Origin of the sequence: Gordonia rhizosphera NBRC 16068, assembly GCF_000298195.1 — a bacterium.
GTDB lineage: Bacteria > Actinomycetota > Actinomycetes > Mycobacteriales > Mycobacteriaceae > Gordonia > Gordonia rhizosphera.
In genome coordinates, this window is sequence record NZ_BAHC01000125.1 from 103,370 (window position 1) to 120,316 (window position 16,947).

Genomic DNA, 16,947 nt, shown 5'->3' on the forward strand with positions numbered 1-16,947 from the left:
GAGGAGATCTGATGAGTACGTCGGTGCCTGCAGCTCAGCAGCCGAGCTTCGAACTGGAGATCGGCGGTATGACCTGCGCGTCCTGCGCCAACCGGATCGAGCGCAAACTCAACAAACTCGACGGTGTCGTCGCCACGGTGAACTACGCCACCGAGAAGGCCAAGGTCACCACACCTGCGGGCTATGACCCGGCGCGCCTGATCGACGAGATCGAGAAGACCGGTTACACCGCGGCGCTGCCCGCGGTCGCCGAGCCCAGCAGCGCCCGACCGACCGGCGACGCCGACGAATCCGATCCGGAACTGCAATCGCTGCGCATCCGGCTGATCGGTGCGGTCGTGTTGTCGGTGCCGGTCATCGCGATGGCGATGATCCCCGCCCTGCAGTTCGAATACTGGCAGTGGGCGTCGTTGACGCTGGCGTCGCCCGTCGTCGTCTGGGCGGCGTGGCCTTTCCACAAGGCAGCCTGGGCCAATCTGCGTCACGGCACCGCGACGATGGACACGCTGATCTCGATGGGCACGCTCAGCGCCTATCTGTGGTCCTTGTATGCCTTGTTCTTCGGCACGGCCGGCATGCCCGGGATGACACACACCTTCGAGCTGACCCTCGAGCAGTCCGACGGTGCATCCAACATCTACCTCGAGGTCGCTTCCGGGGTGACGACGTTCATCCTCGCGGGCCGCTACTTCGAGAAGCGGTCCAAGCGCCGGGCAGGTGCGGCGCTGCGGGCCCTGCTGGAACTCGGCGCCAAGGACGTGTCGGTGCTGCGTGACGGGGTCGAGTCCAAGATCGCCGTGGACGATCTGGCGGTCGGTGACGAGTTCGTGGTACGCCCCGGCGAGAAGATCGCCACCGACGGTGTCGTCGTGGCCGGCACGACGGCGGTCGATGCGTCCATGCTCACCGGCGAGTCCGTGCCCGTGGAAGTAGGTGTCGGCGATGCGGTGACCGGCGCCACGGTGAACGCCGGCGGACGGCTCGTGGTGCGGGCCGTCCGCGTCGGCGCCGACACCCAGCTGGCGCAGATGGCCAAGCTCGTCGAGGATGCGCAGAGCGGGAAGGCCCACGTTCAGCGTCTTGCCGACCGGATCTCCGGGGTGTTCGTACCGATCGTCATCGGGATCGCCGCGATCACCCTGGCCGCGTGGCTGATCGCCGGCTATTCGGCGTCGGCGGCGTTCACCGCCGCAGTCGCCGTGCTGGTGATCGCCTGCCCGTGCGCGCTGGGCCTGGCCACTCCGACCGCTCTGCTCGTCGGCACCGGGCGGGGCGCGCAGATGGGTGTGCTGATCAAAGGACCAGAGGTGCTGGAATCGACCCGCAAGGTCGACACCGTCGTGCTCGACAAGACCGGCACCGTCACCACCGGCAAGATGACCCTCGTCGACGTGATCACCGAATCCGGCACCGATCGCGCCGAGCTACTGCGGCTGGCCGGCGCGCTGGAGAACTCGTCGGAGCACCCGATCGCCCAGGCCATCGCCAAAGGTGCGGCCGCCGAGGTCGGTGCTTTGCCCACCCCTGAGGACTTCGCGAACGTCGAAGGCCGGGGTGTGCAGGGCATCGTGGACGGCTCGGCAGTGCTCGTCGGCCGCGAATCGCTGCTGGCCGATTGGTCACAGCACCTGGGCGACGAGGTCGCGGCGGCCAAGGCTCACGCCGAGAGCGAGGGTAAGACCGTGGTCGCCGTCGGGTGGGACGGGCACGCCCGCGGGGTGCTCGTGGTCGCCGACACTGTCAAGCCGACCAGCGCGGCGGCCATCATGCAACTCAAGGGCCTGGGCCTGACTCCCGTCCTGCTCACCGGCGACAACGCCGCGGTGGCCGAGCAGATCGCCGCCGAGGTCGGTATCGACACCGTGTTCGCCGAGGTGTTGCCGGCCGACAAGGTCGATGTCATCGCCCGACTGCAGGCCGACGGGAAGACGGTGGCGATGGTCGGCGACGGCGTCAACGACGCTCCCGCCCTCGCCCGCGCGGACCTCGGGCTGGCGATGGGCACCGGCACCGACGTCGCGATCGAGGCCTCCGACATCACCTTGGTACGCGGTGACCTGCGCAGCGCGGTCGATGCGATCCGGTTGTCCCGCAAGACGCTCGGCACGATCAAGTCGAACCTGTTCTGGGCGTTCGCCTACAACGTGGCCGCCATCCCGATCGCCGCGCTGGGCATGCTCAACCCGATGCTCGCCGGTGCCGCGATGGCGTTCTCGAGCGTCTTCGTCGTCACCAACAGCCTTCGCCTGCGGCGCTTCCGGAGTTCGATTCCCGCCGGCGGGTGACGCCGAGACCTGTAACTGTTTCTTCACCAACGGATTTCCGATGGATTGATCGACGCGGCCTTGTCGCGTGCCACGCTGGTCGTTACGGTCGGCCTCAGGTGCGGTCCGACTCGACAGTTCGACCACCACGAGAGGAAGTCGAAGTGAGCGGATACGTTTCGGTCGCGGTGGTTCTCGTTGTGGGCGGAGTCGGTTGGAGTGTGCTCACTCTCGTGGCCCGTCGGATGCGGGTCGCGGCCCCGGCGCATGAGGTGCTGCCGTTCGGGTCGGGCTGGGATCTGCAGGAACACGCGCTGTCGCGGTATCACACGCGGTGGTATCCGATGACGCTCGTCTTCCTGGCGTTCGACGTCGAGATGCTCTTCATGTATCCGTGGGCGACGGTCGCCGGGTCGATCGGTGCCAAGGCCATCACCGAGATGTTCGTGTTCCTGGGGATCTTGATGGTCGCCGTGCTGTGGGCGTGGCGGGAGGGGGTGTTCCGGTGGCAGTGACCCGAGAGATGCTCACCGATGTGCGCACGCTCATCCTCGAGGCGCCCGGTGATGCCTTGTTGCGGATCGCGACCGAGGCGAGTCTCGTCCGCGGCGGCGGTGAGCCGGCCTCCTCCCCGGCCGCGGCCAACGCACTCGTCCTGTGCGGTGAGATACCCGATCGATTCGACGAACTCGTGGAACGACTGTGGCAGCAGATGCCGTATCCGAAGACGCGGGTGACCATTTCCGATCCACCGGAGATTGCCGACCGACTGTCGGAGGTCGCGAGAAGCATCCGTGACCTCCCGGCGCAACGGGCGGCCGCACTACGTGACGGACGAGCGTCGATGGCGGGCCAGAACGCGATGTCGGCCGGCGACATGGGCGGGCACGACGGTCACGACATGAGCGAGCACGAGATGGGTGGGCACGACGGTCACGACATGAGCGAGCACGAGATGGGTGGGCACGACGGTCACGACATGAGCGAGCACGACATGAGCGACCACGACAGTCACGACATGAGCGAGCACGAGATGTCCGACCACGACATGTCACACCACGACCATATGAGCATGTCGGGCCCGGGCGGGTATCCCCTCGCGATGGGTGACGACGATCGCGACGGCCTCGAGATGGACGTGCTCAACCGCACGCTGGGTCCCTTCCTGCCCGACTGGGATCCACGCCTGCTCGTCCATGTCGTCCTCGCCGGCGATCTGGTGCGATCGGCCGAGGCGGAGATCGTTTCGCCGATCGTTTCGCCGCGAGCCGGCGCACCCGGCCCCGACGACGAGGACTCCGCCGTGCTGCGACTCGACTCCGCCGCACGTCTGCTGCATGTGGCCGGGTGGGGACCGGTCGCCGATCGGATGACCCGCGCCCGGGACGCCGCGTTCGACGGACGCCGCGACGACGCGCTGCGCGATGCGCTACGCTGCCGCACGCGCATCGCCCGATCACCGTTGCTCCGCTGGGTTTTCCGCGGTCTCCGGATCCGCGACATCGCGCTGGGCGACCTGCTGCTGCGCGCCGTCGACGACGCCGTCCGTCTGCTGCGCGACGAACCGGCATCGACATCTCCGCCGACGTTGACCGCCGAGCAGATCGGCGACCTCGTCACCGGCCGTGACCTCGGGACCGCACGGCTGCTGCTCGCGGCCGTGCACCCGGCGATGCCCGATGTGGGTGCGGCGGGTTCCGGCCACCCGACGACGTCCGGACACGAAACGTCGGCGGGCCACCACGCGCACCCCGGGCACGAGGGGATGCACCATGGCTGACGCCGCACCCCTGATGATCGCGGCCGCCATCCCGCTTGCGGTCCCGGCGCTCGGGCTCGCCGCCGCCGGCTTCGACGCGACCCTCACCGCTCGTGCACGCGGCGCTCCCATCGTCGACGGGGCATTGCGGCCCGTACGCAACATCGGCCGGTTGTTGCGCCAGCAGCGCCGCACGATTCTCGGCGCCGACACCCTACTGTGGCGCATCGGCGGCCTCGGCCTCTGTGTCGCAGCGTTTCTCGCCGTGCTCGTGGTGCCGTTCGGCTCGACCGCCGCCGCCGACCTGCCGATCGGCGTGGTGTGGTTCAACATGACCGATGTCGCCCTGTGGGGGTTGTGGTGGATGCTCGGCTGGGGGCCCAACGGGGTCTTCGCGCTCGTCGGCGGCTACCGATTCCTCGCGCAGGCGCTCGCCTACGAGTTGCCACTGATGTTCGCGCTGACCACGCCGGCGGTCGCCGCCGGCAGCCTGCGTCTCGGCGATGTCGTCGACGCCCAGCACGACGTCTGGTTTGTCGCGACGATGCCCGCCGCGGCGCTCGTGTATCTGATCAGCGTGGCGGCCTTCTCGGTGTGGAGGCCGTTCGCCCCGGCAGCCGGACGCGACCTCGCCGGTGGCGTGCTCGGCGAACTCTCCGGCCTCGACCGGCTGCTGGTCCTCGCCGGCCGGTGGTGCCTGCTCGTCGCGGGTGCCGTCTTCGCGGTGCCCATGTTCCTCGGCGGCGGCGCAGGACCACTGCTGCCCGCTGCGGTGTGGGTGTTGCTCAAGGCGGTCCTGGTCGTGGCGGTCCTGATCGGCGTGGGACGCGCCGTACCGGCGATCCCGCCGCAACGTCTGGCCGAGGTCGGCTGGCTGATCCTCGTGCCGCTCACCCTGATTCAGCTCCTGATCACCTCGATACTCGCCGCCACCGGAAAGGGGTGACCGTGATCGAATCCGTGCTCTTCTGGATCAGTGCGCTGGTCGCGATCGTGTTCGGGGCACTGGTGTTCCGGGTCGACTCGATGGCGCGCGCCACCTACGCGTTGGCACTGTCGTTCATCGCGGTCGGCGTCGCGGTGCTGACCCTGCGTCAGGACTTCATCGGCGTCATCACCATCCTGATGATGATCATGGAGATGGCGATCATGGCCGTGTTCATGGTCTCCTACATGGGCATGAACCCGGCCCTGATGCCCATGGACATGACCCACGCGAAGCGTCCGGCCGCCGTCGTTGCCGGCACCGTGTTCGTGCTTCTGGGCGCGGCAGTGCTGCTCATCCCGTGGCCGGTCGTCGATTCCCGGACACCCGAGAACCTCACCGAACAACTCGGCGAGGCGCTGATGGGGTCGAAGATGCTCGTCATGCTGACGGTGAGCCCGATCCTGTTCGCGACCATCGTCGCCGCGGTGGTGATCGCGTTGCCGCGCGGCCGCTACGACCGATACGGCGAGAAGCTGCGCGACGCCCCCACCGACCCCGAGCCGGGAGGGGTGGGCCGATGACGCTCCAGTTGACGTTGCTCGTCGCCGTCGCGCTGTTCTCGATCGGCCTCTACGGCGCGATCTCCCAACAGGTCGTGGTCATGGTGATGATGGGTATCGAACTCATGATCAACGGGGTGATCCTCGCCGCGGCCGCACTGTGGTGGTTCCTGTCCCCCACAGTGATCGACGGTCAGGTACTGCTGCTGGTGATCATCGCGGCGATGACCGTCGAGATGGCGATGGGCTTCGGCGTCGCCACCCTCATCCATCGCGCCCGGAAGTCCGACATGACCGACGACGCGACGGAGTTGCACGGATGACCGCCGCGCTGATCGTCGCAATCGGGTTGCCCGCCGTCGTGGGCGCCCTGCTGCTCGTCGCCCGCCCCCGCATCGAACCCGCCGCGGCCGCAATCGGTGTCGGCACCGGCGCGGTCACCGTGGTAGCCGCGATCGTCGCGGCCGTCGGACACGCCGAGCTGTCGGTGCCGTTCCTGCGTGCCGACGGGGCCGGCGACGTGGTGCTGAGAGTGGACGACCTCGCGGCGCCGATGCTGCCCACCGTGGCAGCGATCGCGCTCGCCGCGCTCGTCTTCGCGACCGGTGACCGCACCCGTCCGGCAGCCCGCTTCCACGGTCTGATGTTGTTGTTCGTCACCGCGGTCGTCGTCACGGTCACCTCCACCGATCTCGCGGTGCTGCTGTTCGCCTGGGAGATCATGGGTGTGACGTCGTATGCGCTCATCGGATTCCGCTGGCGGGACAGCTACCGCGTGGAGAGCGGACTCGTCGCGTTCGTCGTCACCCGCAGCGGCGACCTCGGTCTCTACCTCGCCGCCGGGATTGCCGTCGCCGCCGGCGTCGGATGGGATTTCGCGGCGTTGCCCGATGCCGGCGGCCCGTGGCTGACGGTCATCGCCGCGGGTGTGCTCGCCGCAGGCCTGGGCAAAGCGGCGCAGCTGCCGTTCTCGTTCTGGATCTCGCGGGCCATGTCGGGTCCGAGCGCGGTCAGTGCGCTGCTGCACTCGGCGGCGATGGTCGCGATGGGCGGATATCTGCTGTTGCGGATGGAACCCGTACTGGCCGCCACGGATTGGGCACCATCGGTCACCGCCTGGGTGGGGGCGGTGACGGCGATCGTGCTCGGGGTGGTCGCGCTCGGGCAGACCGACGTCAAACAGCTGCTGGCCGCATCCACGTCGGCGCAGCTGGGGTTCGTCGTGCTCGCCGCCGGTGCCGGGTCGGCGACCGGCGGCACACTGCAGCTGATCGCACACGCCGCGACCAAGGCGCTGCTGTTCTTCGCCGCCGGGGCGTGGCTGAGCGCGGTCGGCACCAAGAAGCTCGACGAGCTGCGCGGTGTCGGACGGCGGTGGCCGGTGGTCGGATTCGCCGCCACCGCCGGCGCGCTCACCCTCGCCGGTATCCCGCCGCTGTCGCTGTGGGCAGCCAAGGACACCGTGCTGGCCGCCGCCCTCGAGCAGAGCCCAGTGCTCTACGTCGCCGGTCTCGTCGGCGCGGTACTCGCGGCCGCATACTCGGGCCGGTTGATCGCCGTGCTGTGGCAGCACGACCCGCCGGAGCCGGTGACCGATCCCGAGGAGGCACCGACGGGACGGATCGATGTGCGCGCGGTGGTGCCGATGGTGGTGCTCGCGGTGGCCGCGGTCTTCCTCGGCGTGCTCGCGCTACCCGGGGTCCGGTCCACGTTGGGGCTCTCCGGTGACGTGTCGCCCACCGGCGCGGAACTGGCCGTGTCGGGGGTGCTCGCGGTGCTCGTCGCGGTGGTCGCGATCCTGCGCCCGCCCGCCCCCTGGCCCGTCGCGCACCGATGGTTCGCGATGGAGCAGATCGCCCGCCGCGGCATCGCCGTCCCGACGATGGTCCTCGCGGCGAAGGTGGCGACCGTCGACGACCTGCTCGCCCGCGGCGTCGACGGTAGTGCGACCGCTCTGCGTCGTCTCACCGAGATCACCGCGCGTGCCGACGACATCGGAGTCGCCGGGTCGGTCCGCGGCATCGCCGATGGCGCCGGCCGGCTCGGCGCCCTCGCCCGCCGCAGCCAGACCGGACGTCTGCACCAGTACTACCTGGCCGCCGTCGCGCTGCTTGCCCTGGCAGTCGCGCTGATCCTGATTCCGAGCTGAAACATGCTGAGCATCATCATCTTTCTGCCCCTGGCCATCGCCGCGCTACTCGCGGCGACACCCCGCATTCCCCCGCGTGCCGCGACCGTGATCTGGTTGGCCACCACCGTGGTCGAGCTCGCACTCACCGTCGTCGTGTGGCTCTCCGGACCGGTACCGGCCGGCGAACTCGGCTGGGAGGAACAACTCGACTGGATGCCCGGCGTCGGCGCGAGCTATCACCTCGGCGTCGACGGGTTCTCCATCCCGCTGCTGCTGCTCACCGCGGTCGTGTTCGTGGCCGTCGCGGCGTGGTCGCTGCCCGACCGCGACCGGCCCCGCGCGCAGGCGGCACTGTTCCTGTTTCTGCAGACCACCGTCGTCGGCACGTTCGCCGCCCAGGACCTCATCCTGTTCTTCGTCTTCTTCGACCTGTCGATCGTCGGCATGTACTTCGTGATCGCCGGTTGGGGCCACGGCGACCGACGACGCTCCGCGTTGCGGTTCTTCCTCTACACCTTCCTCGGGTCGCTGGCACTGCTGATCGGCTTCATCGGCCTGTATCTGGGCGCCGACCCGCACAGCTTCGACATCGTCGCGTTGCTGCGCAGCGGAACCCACACCGCGGCACCGGGTGTCGCGCTCGCGGTGCTGGTGGCGATCGCGATCGGTCTGGCGGTGAAGACGCCGACGGTGCCGTTCCACTCCTGGCTGCCGCCGGCGCACACCGATGCCCCGACGATCGGTTCGGTCGTCCTCGCGGCGCTGCTGCTGAAACTGGGCACCTACGGCTTCGTGCGGGTGGCGATGCCCCTGCTGCCCGGGGCGTGGCGCGATGCGGCGCCGGTCATCGTCATCGTCGGCATCGCGTCGGTGCTGATCGGTGCGCTGCTGGCGATGGCCCAGTCAAACGTCAAGCGTCTCATCGCGTTCACCTCGATCAACCACATGGGTTACATCGTGCTCGCGTTGGGTGCGGCCGGCCTGGCCGGCGCCGACGCCACCGCGCAGCGGCTGGCGATCACCGGGGCGACCGTGCAGATGGTGTCGCACGGCCTGATCACCGGTGCGCTGTTCTTCCTCGCCGGCATCCTGCGTGACCGCGCCGACAGCTACGAGCTCGACGATTTCGGCGGTCTGGCCGCGACGGCGCCACGGTTCGCCGCCCTTTTCGGGGTGGCCGCGTTCGCGTCGCTGGGTATCCCCGGGTTCAGCGGATTCATCGCCGAGTTCCAGATCTTCGCCGGATCGATCGGCGCAGCACCGATCACCGCAATCGCGCTGCTCGGCATCCTGATCACCGCGGCTCTGCTCCTGCACGTCCTGCAACGCCTGCTCACCGGTCCCACCACCACGCGCGCACAGGGTTTCACCGATTTGAGCGGGCGGGAAACCGCGGTCATCGGCGGGTTGCTGGGCCTGTCGCTGCTGATCGGTGTGATCCCGGGACCGTTGTTGTCCATGATCGAGCCGGCCGCCACGCATCTCGGCGCGATCCTGGGTGGGTGAGGGCATGACCGGTGAGCTCGCCATGACCGGCGGCGTGTCCATGGGCTACGGCGCGCTGGTGCCAGAAGCGTTTCTGATGGGCGGGGCGATCCTCACGCTGCTGGTGGGTAGCTACCTCCCGCTGCGCAGGCAGCCGATCGTCACCGTCGTCGCGGTCGCGGCAGCCATCGGTTCGGCCGTCGCCGCCGTCGTCGCGGTGGTAGCAGATCCGATGGCACGCACCGTGTTCGACGGCACCTACGCGCTCGATGCCGCAAGCACGGTGATCCGGGTCGCGGCACCTTTGGCGACGACCGTCGTGCTGCTGCTGGCCCGCGCGGACCTGAACGGCTCACCGCGCGAGAGCGAGACGGTGACGCTGCTACTGCTGGCGACGTTGGGCACGGTGGTGCTGGCCGGTGCCCACGACGTGATGATCGTGATCACCGGCTATCTGCTGGCGACGGTGCCGCTCTACGCGCTGATCGGGTTGCGAACCGGACGCCTCGGGGCGGAGGCGTCCCTCAAGACATATCTGCTCGGCGCGCTTCTCGGGGTCACACTGATGTTCGGTGCCGCGGTGCTGGCCGCTGTGGGTGGTGGCACCGCGTACGCGCAGCTCACCGCTGGGCTCGGCGACGCCCCGAAGGCCGCGGTCGCGATCGGGTTCGTCGCGGTGCTCGCGGGTCTGCTGTTCAAGGTCGGAGCCGTGCCGGGCCACTTCTGGGTACCCGACGCCGCGCAGGGTGCGAGCGTGTCGGTGGCCGCATTCCTGACGACGGTGCCCAAACTCGGCGCGCTCGTGGCGGTGGCCCGGCTGGTGGCGCTGGTCGAACCCGTCCTGCGGGCCGATCTGGCGGTGGCCGCGTTCGCTGCGGCCACGATGGTGCTGGGCACCTTCGCGGCGTTCTGGCAGAACGACGTTCGGCGGCTGCTCGGCTGGTCGACGGTGTCGCAGGCCGGGTTCCTGCTCCTGCCCGCCGCGGCGATCGGCACCGCACCGAAAGCGCTTGCGCCGCTGTTGGTGTACGCGGTGTTCTACGCGATCACCAACCTCGCATTGTTCTCGACGGTGGCGGCGTTGCCGGACCGTCGAGAGATCCCGGACTGGCGCTCCGCCGGCGCCCGGCATCCGGTGCTGGTCGGCGTGGTGATCGCCGGGCTGCTCAGCATCGTCGGTACCCCACCGACGTTGGTGTTCGTCGGCAAGATCTCCGCGTTCACCGCCGCGGCGGCCGCCGGGCTCGTGTGGCTCGTGGTGGTCGCCGTGGTCGCGTCGGTCGCGTCGCTGTTCTACGCGCTGCGCTGGATCGCGCCGACCGTCCGGCGCGCCGACGCGGACAGCACCGACGACCGTGCCGTGCCGCTGCCGGCCGTTGTCGCGCTGACGCTCGGTGTGCTCGTCGTCGCGGGTGGTGTCGCGGCAATCCCGATTCTGGCGGCGGATCTGACGCTGGCCGCATGACCGGGTGATCGGTCTTCCGCCGAGGGCAAGTGTCCGTCGAGATCGGAGGACCTCGACCCTCACAGCACCTGGTTGCCGTACATCTCCCCCAGCGGGTCGGCGATCAACTCGAGGCGGGCACCGTTGGGATCGCGGAAGTACAGCGATACCTCACTGTGCTCGACGAGCTCGACGCCGGCCTCGATCAGCTTGTCGCGCAACCTCTCCCACTTCTCCGGGGCGACGCTGATCGCGATGTGATGGAGTCCGCCGAGGACCTCCTGATAGGAGCCGACATCCAGACCGGGGAAGTCGAAGAACGCCAACAGATTGCTGTTGCCGATGTCGAAGAAGAAGTGCGTCGACCCCGGATAGTCCCGGTTCTCGATCATCTCGGTCAGGGGGAACTCGAGCAGCCCCTGATAGAAGCGGACCGTCTGCTCGACGTCGCTGCTCACCAGCGCGGTGTGATGCAGCCCGCGGGCCGACGACGCGGGACGCTCGCCGGGCGCGAGGAGGTACTGATCGCGCAGCCGGTCGCGTTGTTCGGCGAACCGCCGCGACCGTTCGACCTCTGACGCCTCGCTCATGGGTTGTTCCTTCCGTGTGAGGTGGGCACCACCCATGATCACCACGGGACCGACCCCCGGACAACCCTAGGGCGCACGAAAGTACGGCCGGTACTTTCGATTGGCCTCGACGATCTCCTTCGCCATCGACAGCGCCACGCTGACCACGTCAGTACCGGCCGTCGTGGAGCGGTTCAGGACTTCGCGGGCGGTGTCGGCGATGGCATCGACGCGTTCCTCGAGGCCGCGCGCATCGTCGCGGAGTTCGGCCTCCACCGCGATGAGCCCACCGGCGTTGGCGACGAAGTCGGGGACGTGGACGATGCCGCGCTCGCGGAGATCCCGGGCGAGGCTCGCGGCGCTCAGCACGTTGTTCGCCGCGCCGACCAGCGCGGTCGTACGCAGCCGGGGCAGCGTCTGGTCGTCGACGACCCCGCCGCCCGCACATGGCGCCAGCACATCGACCTCCGCCGACAGGACATCGGCCAGGTCGACTCCGGTGATCCCGAACTCGTCGACGGCACGCTGCACCCGGGCCGGATCGATGTCTGCCCCGAGCACCTCGGCACCCTGACCGGTCAGCATCGCGGCGACGTGCAGCCCCACGTTGCCCAGGCCCTGGATCGCCACGCGGCTGCCGGAAATGGTCCTTCCGTCGCATGCCTCGAGGGCGACCTCGATACTGCGCACGACACCCCGGGCGGTGTAGTAGGACGGATCGCCGCGCTGGGCCGCCACCACCGGGACATGACGTCCGATCAGTTCCAGGTCACGCACAGACGTTCCCATGTCGAGGGCGGGAATGTAGCGACCATTCAGCGCCGCAATGTATTTGGCGTGTGCGATCAGGACCTCGTCGCGATTGGCCACCCGGGGATCGGCGTTGATGACGCTCTTGCCGCCACCGAGCGGCACTCCGGCGAGCGCCGATTTGTAAGTCATGGCCTGCGCGAGGTTCAGCGCATCCGCACGTGCCGCGGCACGCGACGGATAGTGCCGCATCCGCACGCCGCCCAGCGAGGGTCCGAGCGTCGTATCATGCACGGCGATAACCGATTCGAGTCCGACTTCGGGGTCCCGACACAACACGACCTGTTCGAAGTCACGGTCATGGAGTTCGGTCTGCAGATCAACAGTGGCAGTGGTTGTCGTCATGGCGCAGGACGCTATTGCCGGCCCGACGACCTACACAAGGACTTGGCGCCAACTCGTACCGGCTACGCAAAACCTTGTCGCGAACTCGGCGATTTCGATAGATTATTGCGTATGGTCGAGCTCGATGACGTCGATCTGGCCTTGCTCGCGCTGCTGTCCGAGGACGGTCGCGCGACCTTCTCGGATCTGGCCTCCCGCGTCAACCTGTCGGTGGCCGCCACCAAACGACGGGTCGACCGCCTGCGCGCCCAACAGGTGATCACCGGATTCACCGCGACGATCGACCAGACCGCGCTCGGCTGGTCGGTCGAGGCGTTCACCGAGGTCCGCTACGTGGGCACCTCGCAGCCGGAGGAGATGATGCAGGCGATGACCGAGATACCCGAGGTCGAGGCCGTCTACACCATCGCCGGTGATCCCGACATGCTGGTCAAGGTACGAGCGCGCGACCACAGCCATCTGCAACAGGTCATCAATCACCTCCGACGTGGCGGCAAGGCGACCGGCACCAAGACCATGATCGTGCTGGGGTCCTGGCACCGGTGACACCCCACGGTGGCCACCTCCGGACGCAAAGAACCTGTCGCTGACGGCCGAAAGAGCGAGATACTTTGCGTCTTCGACCGATGCTCGCACTTTTCCCTCGCGTGTCCCAGATCACACTGGTTGCATGGCGGGCACTGCCGACACTCGACTGTCGGGCCCCGGCACAGCCCGCGGACACCGATCCCGCACGCCCGGACAGACCGCCACAAGCGTGAGCATCGGCAGCCAGATACGCACTACGCGTGTCGAACTCGCACGAAGGAGACAGAATGCCCGGTACTGGCATATGGCGGACGAAGTCGGTCGAGCAATCGATCGCCGAAACCGACGAGCCGCGCAGTCGATTACGCAAAGACCTGACGACGCGGGACGTGACGACCTTCGGTGTCGCGGTCGTCATCGGCGCCGGCATCTTCACCCTCACCGCACGCACCGCCGGTGACCTGGCCGGACCGTCGGTGTCGCTGGCCTTCGTCCTCGCCGCCATCGCGTGCGGGCTGGCGGCGCTGTGCTACGCGGAGTTCGCCTCGACGGTCCCCGTGGCGGGGAGCGCGTACACCTTCTCCTACGCGACGTTCGGCGAGTTCATCGCATGGATCATCGGGTGGGACCTCGTCCTCGAATTCGCCTTGGCCAGTTCGGTGGTGGCGAAGGGCTGGGCGCTCTACCTGGCCAACTTCCTGGGCACCGCAACAACGGTCGAGATCGGCGGTGTCAGCATCGACTGGGGTGCGGTCCTGATCATCGGCGCCATCACGCTGACGCTTGCCTTCGGCGTGAAACTGTCGTCGCGGGTCTCGGCGATCATCACCGCCGTCAAGGTGGCGGTGGTGTTGCTGGTCATCATCGTCGGCGCCTTCTTCATCAACACCGACAACTACCGGCCCATGGTCCCGCCGGCCGAGGCCAACACCGGCGGCGGAGCAGGCCTGCACCAGACCCTGTTCTCGGTCCTGAGCGGTTCGGACGGCAGCAACTACGGCTGGTACGGCCTGCTGGCCGCGGCTAGTCTGCTCTTCTTCGCGTTCATCGGATTCGATGTCGTGGCCACCACCGCCGAAGAGACCAAGAATCCTCAGAAGTCCATTCCGCGTGGCATTCTGGGGTCGCTGGCCATCGTCACCGTCCTCTACGTCGCCGTCACCGTGGTCCTGACCGGCATGGTCAGCTATCAGCAGCTGCGCACGGGCAGCCCGTTGGTCGGCGACGGCAGCGCCACGCTGGCCACCGCGTTCGAGTATCACGGCATCACCTGGGCGCAGACGGCCATCAACGTCGGCGCGCTGGCCGGCCTCACCACCGTCGTCATGGTCATGATGCTGGGACAGACACGGGTCCTGTTCGCCATGTCCCGCGACGGACTCGTCCCTCGCTCGTGGGGCGCAACGAACAAGTCCGGCAATCCGATTCGCATCACCATGATCGTCGGCGTGGTCGTCGCCGTCATCGCCGCCCTGTTCCCGATCGAGACGCTCGAGCAGATGGTCAACATCGGCACACTGTTCGCATTCGTGCTCGTGTGCGCCGGTGTCATCGTGCTGCGCCGCACCCGACCCGACCTCAAGCGCGGTTTCCGGGTGCCCGGCAGCCCGATCGTCCCCGGGCTCGCGATCGTCGCCTGCGGGTGGCTGATGATCAACCTGTCGGTGGAAACCTGGCTTCGCTTCGCGGTGTGGATGGTGCTCGGCATCGTCGTTTACCTGGTCTACGGTCGGCGCCATTCCGTGCTGGGTCGACGTCTGAGGATGCAGAGCGCACCGCTCGCGGATCGCCCGGAGTACGCGTCGGTCGGCGACTGATCGGTTCGTTCGATCGCGAACGGTTGCGGGATGTCTCGGGAGACGAGACATCCCGCAACCTGTGTGATTCATACCGCTCAGCCTGCCTGAGTACGATCGGCCGGCCCCGGGTCCGACCGCCCTTCCCACATGATCGGGTCCTCCTCCGGTGAGGGCAGATCGAGCCCGAGGTCGGCCATGTGCGGCAGAATCCGATCGATCACCGCGTTCAGGTTCGACAGGTGTTCAGCGTCGAGAGCGTCGAAGAGAAGCCGATGCGCCTCGTCGCTGTGCCGGGGCGCGGCCGACCGCACGACCTCCATACCGGCATCGGTCAGCACGACCGACACCGCGCGACGGTCGGGGTTCGTCGGCGACCTGACCCGGCGCACCCAGCCCCGACGCTCCATCGCGGTGATGGCGTGCGACAGTCTGCTCTGCTCGCTGTGCGCCAGTACGCCCAGCCGCCTCATCCCGATGGTCCGCTCGGGCGCCTCGGAGAGCCGGAACAGGATCCGGTACTGGGAGTGGGTCAGGCCGCTGTCGCGGCGCAACTGGGCGTCGAGTGCGTCGTCGAGCAGCGTGGACAACGTCAGGAACCCCCGAAAGGCCCGCTGTTGGTCCGGTGTGAGCGCCATGCCCTCAGCGTAACAACTTGTTGAACTTTCATGGACTCTGCCGTACGATCAGCAGTAGATGAAGATTCATGCAACTCGATGATCGACGAAGGACCCCCATGACCGCCGCACACTCACCCTCCACGATGCCGATCGCATTCCTCGGACACGGCACTCCGATGAACGCGATCGAGCACAACCGCTTCACGCAGGCGTGGGCGGAGTTCGGCCGGTCCGTCCCGCGGCCACGGGCGATCCTGGTGATCAGCGCGCACTGGTACATCAACGCCACCGCCGTCACCGCGATGGCGCGGCCGCGGACCATTCACGACTTCTACGGATTTCCGCGCGAGCTGTTCGAATTCGACTATCCGGCACCGGGACTACCCGAGCTGGCCGGCGAGGTCGCCGAGGTCGTCAAGCCGACCTGGGTGGGCAGCGACACCGACAGCTGGGGTATCGATCACGGCGCATGGTCGGTTCTCGCGCACGCATTCCCGGACGCCGACATCCCGATCGTCCAACTGAGCATCAACGGCGAACGCGATCTGGACTACCACTTCGACCTGGGTGCCCGACTCGCGCCGCTACGGGAGTCCGGCGTGCTGATCCTCGGCAGCGGCAATATCGTGCACAATCTCCGCGCCGTGAACTTCTCCCTCCCCGAGGCCGGCTACGACTGGGCACAGCGATTCGACGACGCCGCGCGTGAGGCCATGCTCGGCGACCCCTCCGGCTACCCGGCGCTGGCCGGGCATCGCGACTATGCCAAAGCCGTCCCGACGCCCGATCACTTCCTGCCCTCGGTGTACCTCGCGGGTCTGAAGGCCGCCGCCTCCAGCCGCGACAATCCGTCGACAACCGTCCTCGTCGACGGATGCTCCCTCGGATCGTTGTCGATGACGTCCTACGCTGTGAACTGACTCCATCGGGCGACCACGACCGGGCGTCCGGAGACGAGAGGACACCGATGGCCGACGCCGACATCAACTTCTACTTCGATCCGGTCTGCCCGTTCGCGTGGATCACCAGCAACTGGGTTCGCAAGGTCCAGGCCCAGCGCCACTACACCGTCGACTGGCGGTTCATCTCGCTGCGGTTGCTCAACGCGCACATCGACTACGCCTCGCACTTCCCGCCGGAGTACGAGGCCGGACACAACGCCGGGCTGCATCTGCTCCGTGCCGCCGCAAGCATCCGCGGCGAACATGGACGAGGGCCGATGGACGCGTTCTACACGGCGTGCGGCACCCGCATCTTCGATGCACACCGCGGCACCTACATGGCCGACGGTCGTGATCACCGCGGGACCGAGGACTTCCTCGGACCGATCCTCACCGAACTCGGTCTGCCCGCACACCATCTCGCGGCACTCGACGATGAGTCCTTCGACGCCGAGATCCAAGCCGAGACCGATGAGGCGCTGAGGTTGACCGGCCGCGACGTCGGCACGCCCATCATCCACTTCGAGCCGCCGCACGGCGTCGCATTCTTCGGACCGGTCATCAGCCGCGTACCAGGCGACGACGACGCAGTCGTGTTGTGGGACCACGTCATCGGACTCGCGGGCTTCCCCGGTTTTGCCGAATTGAAACGCAGCCTCCGGGAAAGGCCGCAGCTCAGGGCATTCGGTGTCGATGTCGACGAGGCCGGCGAACCGGAGGACTGGCACGCCGGGAGCCGGCGGACCACGACGTGACCGGAAGGCCGA

At 68.1% G+C, this 16,947-nt stretch carries 16 protein-coding genes; 13 read left to right on the forward strand and 3 right to left on the reverse strand.

What is annotated here, in order from left to right:
* The first annotated feature begins 11 nt into the window (after nucleotides 1-11).
* From GORHZ_RS15580 to GORHZ_RS15620, 9 genes are all read left to right on the forward strand, one after another.
* Complete coding sequence (locus GORHZ_RS15580) at nucleotides 12-2,285, forward strand: heavy metal translocating P-type ATPase (protein ID WP_040532185.1); 2,274 nt, start codon at nucleotides 12-14, stop codon at nucleotides 2,283-2,285.
* A gap of 143 nt (nucleotides 2,286-2,428) precedes the next feature.
* Nucleotides 2,429-2,779, forward strand: a complete 351-nt coding sequence (locus GORHZ_RS15585) for an NADH-quinone oxidoreductase subunit A (RefSeq protein ID WP_006334495.1) — start codon at nucleotides 2,429-2,431, stop codon at nucleotides 2,777-2,779.
* Nucleotides 2,770-4,044, forward strand: coding sequence for a hypothetical protein (locus GORHZ_RS15590; RefSeq protein ID WP_006334496.1), 1,275 nt, complete (start codon nucleotides 2,770-2,772; stop codon nucleotides 4,042-4,044). The genes GORHZ_RS15585 and GORHZ_RS15590 overlap by 10 nt, the downstream gene beginning before the upstream one ends.
* Nucleotides 4,037-4,969 carry a complex I subunit 1 family protein gene (locus tag GORHZ_RS15595; RefSeq protein ID WP_006334497.1) on the forward strand — a complete coding sequence of 311 codons (933 nt, stop codon included), beginning with the start codon at nucleotides 4,037-4,039 and terminating at the stop codon, nucleotides 4,967-4,969. The genes GORHZ_RS15590 and GORHZ_RS15595 overlap by 8 nt, the downstream gene beginning before the upstream one ends.
* 2 nt (nucleotides 4,970-4,971) lie before the next feature.
* A complete protein-coding gene (locus GORHZ_RS15600; RefSeq protein ID WP_040532234.1) occupies nucleotides 4,972-5,532 on the forward strand; it encodes an NADH-quinone oxidoreductase subunit J in 561 nt (186 codons plus the stop codon).
* Nucleotides 5,529-5,834: an NADH-quinone oxidoreductase subunit NuoK gene (gene nuoK / locus GORHZ_RS15605; RefSeq protein WP_006334499.1), complete on the forward strand. Its 306-nt coding sequence runs from the start codon at nucleotides 5,529-5,531 to the stop codon at nucleotides 5,832-5,834. The genes GORHZ_RS15600 and nuoK overlap by 4 nt, the downstream gene beginning before the upstream one ends.
* Nucleotides 5,831-7,660, forward strand: coding sequence for an NADH-quinone oxidoreductase subunit 5 family protein (locus tag GORHZ_RS15610; protein ID WP_006334500.1), 1,830 nt, complete (start codon nucleotides 5,831-5,833; stop codon nucleotides 7,658-7,660). The genes nuoK and GORHZ_RS15610 overlap by 4 nt, the downstream gene beginning before the upstream one ends.
* Before the next feature lie 3 nt (nucleotides 7,661-7,663).
* Nucleotides 7,664-9,148, forward strand: a complete 1,485-nt coding sequence (locus GORHZ_RS15615; RefSeq protein ID WP_006334501.1) for a complex I subunit 4 family protein — start codon at nucleotides 7,664-7,666, stop codon at nucleotides 9,146-9,148.
* Between the two features lie 4 nt (nucleotides 9,149-9,152).
* Nucleotides 9,153-10,592 carry an NADH-quinone oxidoreductase subunit N gene (locus GORHZ_RS15620; RefSeq protein WP_245551437.1) on the forward strand — a complete coding sequence of 480 codons (1,440 nt, stop codon included), beginning with the start codon at nucleotides 9,153-9,155 and terminating at the stop codon, nucleotides 10,590-10,592.
* A 59-nt stretch (nucleotides 10,593-10,651) separates the two neighbouring features.
* On the opposite strand, the gene GORHZ_RS15625 is transcribed toward GORHZ_RS15620, so the two are convergent.
* The gene (locus GORHZ_RS15625; protein WP_006334503.1) at nucleotides 10,652-11,161 is read right to left on the reverse strand and encodes a VOC family protein; all 510 of its coding nucleotides are present in this window, start codon (nucleotides 11,159-11,161) and stop codon (nucleotides 10,652-10,654) included.
* Nucleotides 11,162-11,227: 66 nt separating this feature from the next.
* On the reverse strand, nucleotides 11,228-12,295 hold the full coding sequence (locus GORHZ_RS15630; protein WP_006334504.1) for a Glu/Leu/Phe/Val family dehydrogenase: 1,068 nt from the start codon (nucleotides 12,293-12,295) through the stop codon (nucleotides 11,228-11,230).
* 111 nt (nucleotides 12,296-12,406) lie between these two features.
* On the opposite strand from GORHZ_RS15630, the gene GORHZ_RS15635 reads away from it, so the two are divergent.
* Both GORHZ_RS15635 and GORHZ_RS15640 read left to right on the forward strand, forming a co-directional pair.
* Nucleotides 12,407-12,841 (forward strand): Lrp/AsnC family transcriptional regulator, encoded by a 435-nt coding sequence (locus tag GORHZ_RS15635; RefSeq protein ID WP_006334511.1) that lies wholly within the window; start codon nucleotides 12,407-12,409, stop codon nucleotides 12,839-12,841.
* Between the two features lie 269 nt (nucleotides 12,842-13,110).
* Entirely contained in the window at nucleotides 13,111-14,640 is a 1,530-nt protein-coding gene (locus GORHZ_RS15640) for an amino acid permease (protein ID WP_006334512.1), read from the forward strand.
* Nucleotides 14,641-14,717: 77 nt separating this feature from the next.
* Here GORHZ_RS15640 and GORHZ_RS15645 read toward each other — a convergent pair whose 3' ends face one another.
* Nucleotides 14,718-15,257 carry a MarR family winged helix-turn-helix transcriptional regulator gene (locus GORHZ_RS15645; protein WP_006334513.1) on the reverse strand — a complete coding sequence of 180 codons (540 nt, stop codon included), beginning with the start codon at nucleotides 15,255-15,257 and terminating at the stop codon, nucleotides 14,718-14,720.
* Nucleotides 15,258-15,355: 98 nt separating this feature from the next.
* On the opposite strand from GORHZ_RS15645, the gene ygiD reads away from it, so the two are divergent.
* Nucleotides 15,356-16,159, forward strand: a complete 804-nt coding sequence (gene ygiD / locus GORHZ_RS15650) for a 4,5-DOPA-extradiol-dioxygenase (RefSeq protein WP_006334514.1) — start codon at nucleotides 15,356-15,358, stop codon at nucleotides 16,157-16,159.
* 47 nt (nucleotides 16,160-16,206) lie between these two features.
* Nucleotides 16,207-16,935: a mycothiol-dependent nitroreductase Rv2466c family protein gene (locus GORHZ_RS15655; protein ID WP_006334515.1), complete on the forward strand. Its 729-nt coding sequence runs from the start codon at nucleotides 16,207-16,209 to the stop codon at nucleotides 16,933-16,935.
* The last annotated feature ends 12 nt before the right edge of the window (nucleotides 16,936-16,947 follow it).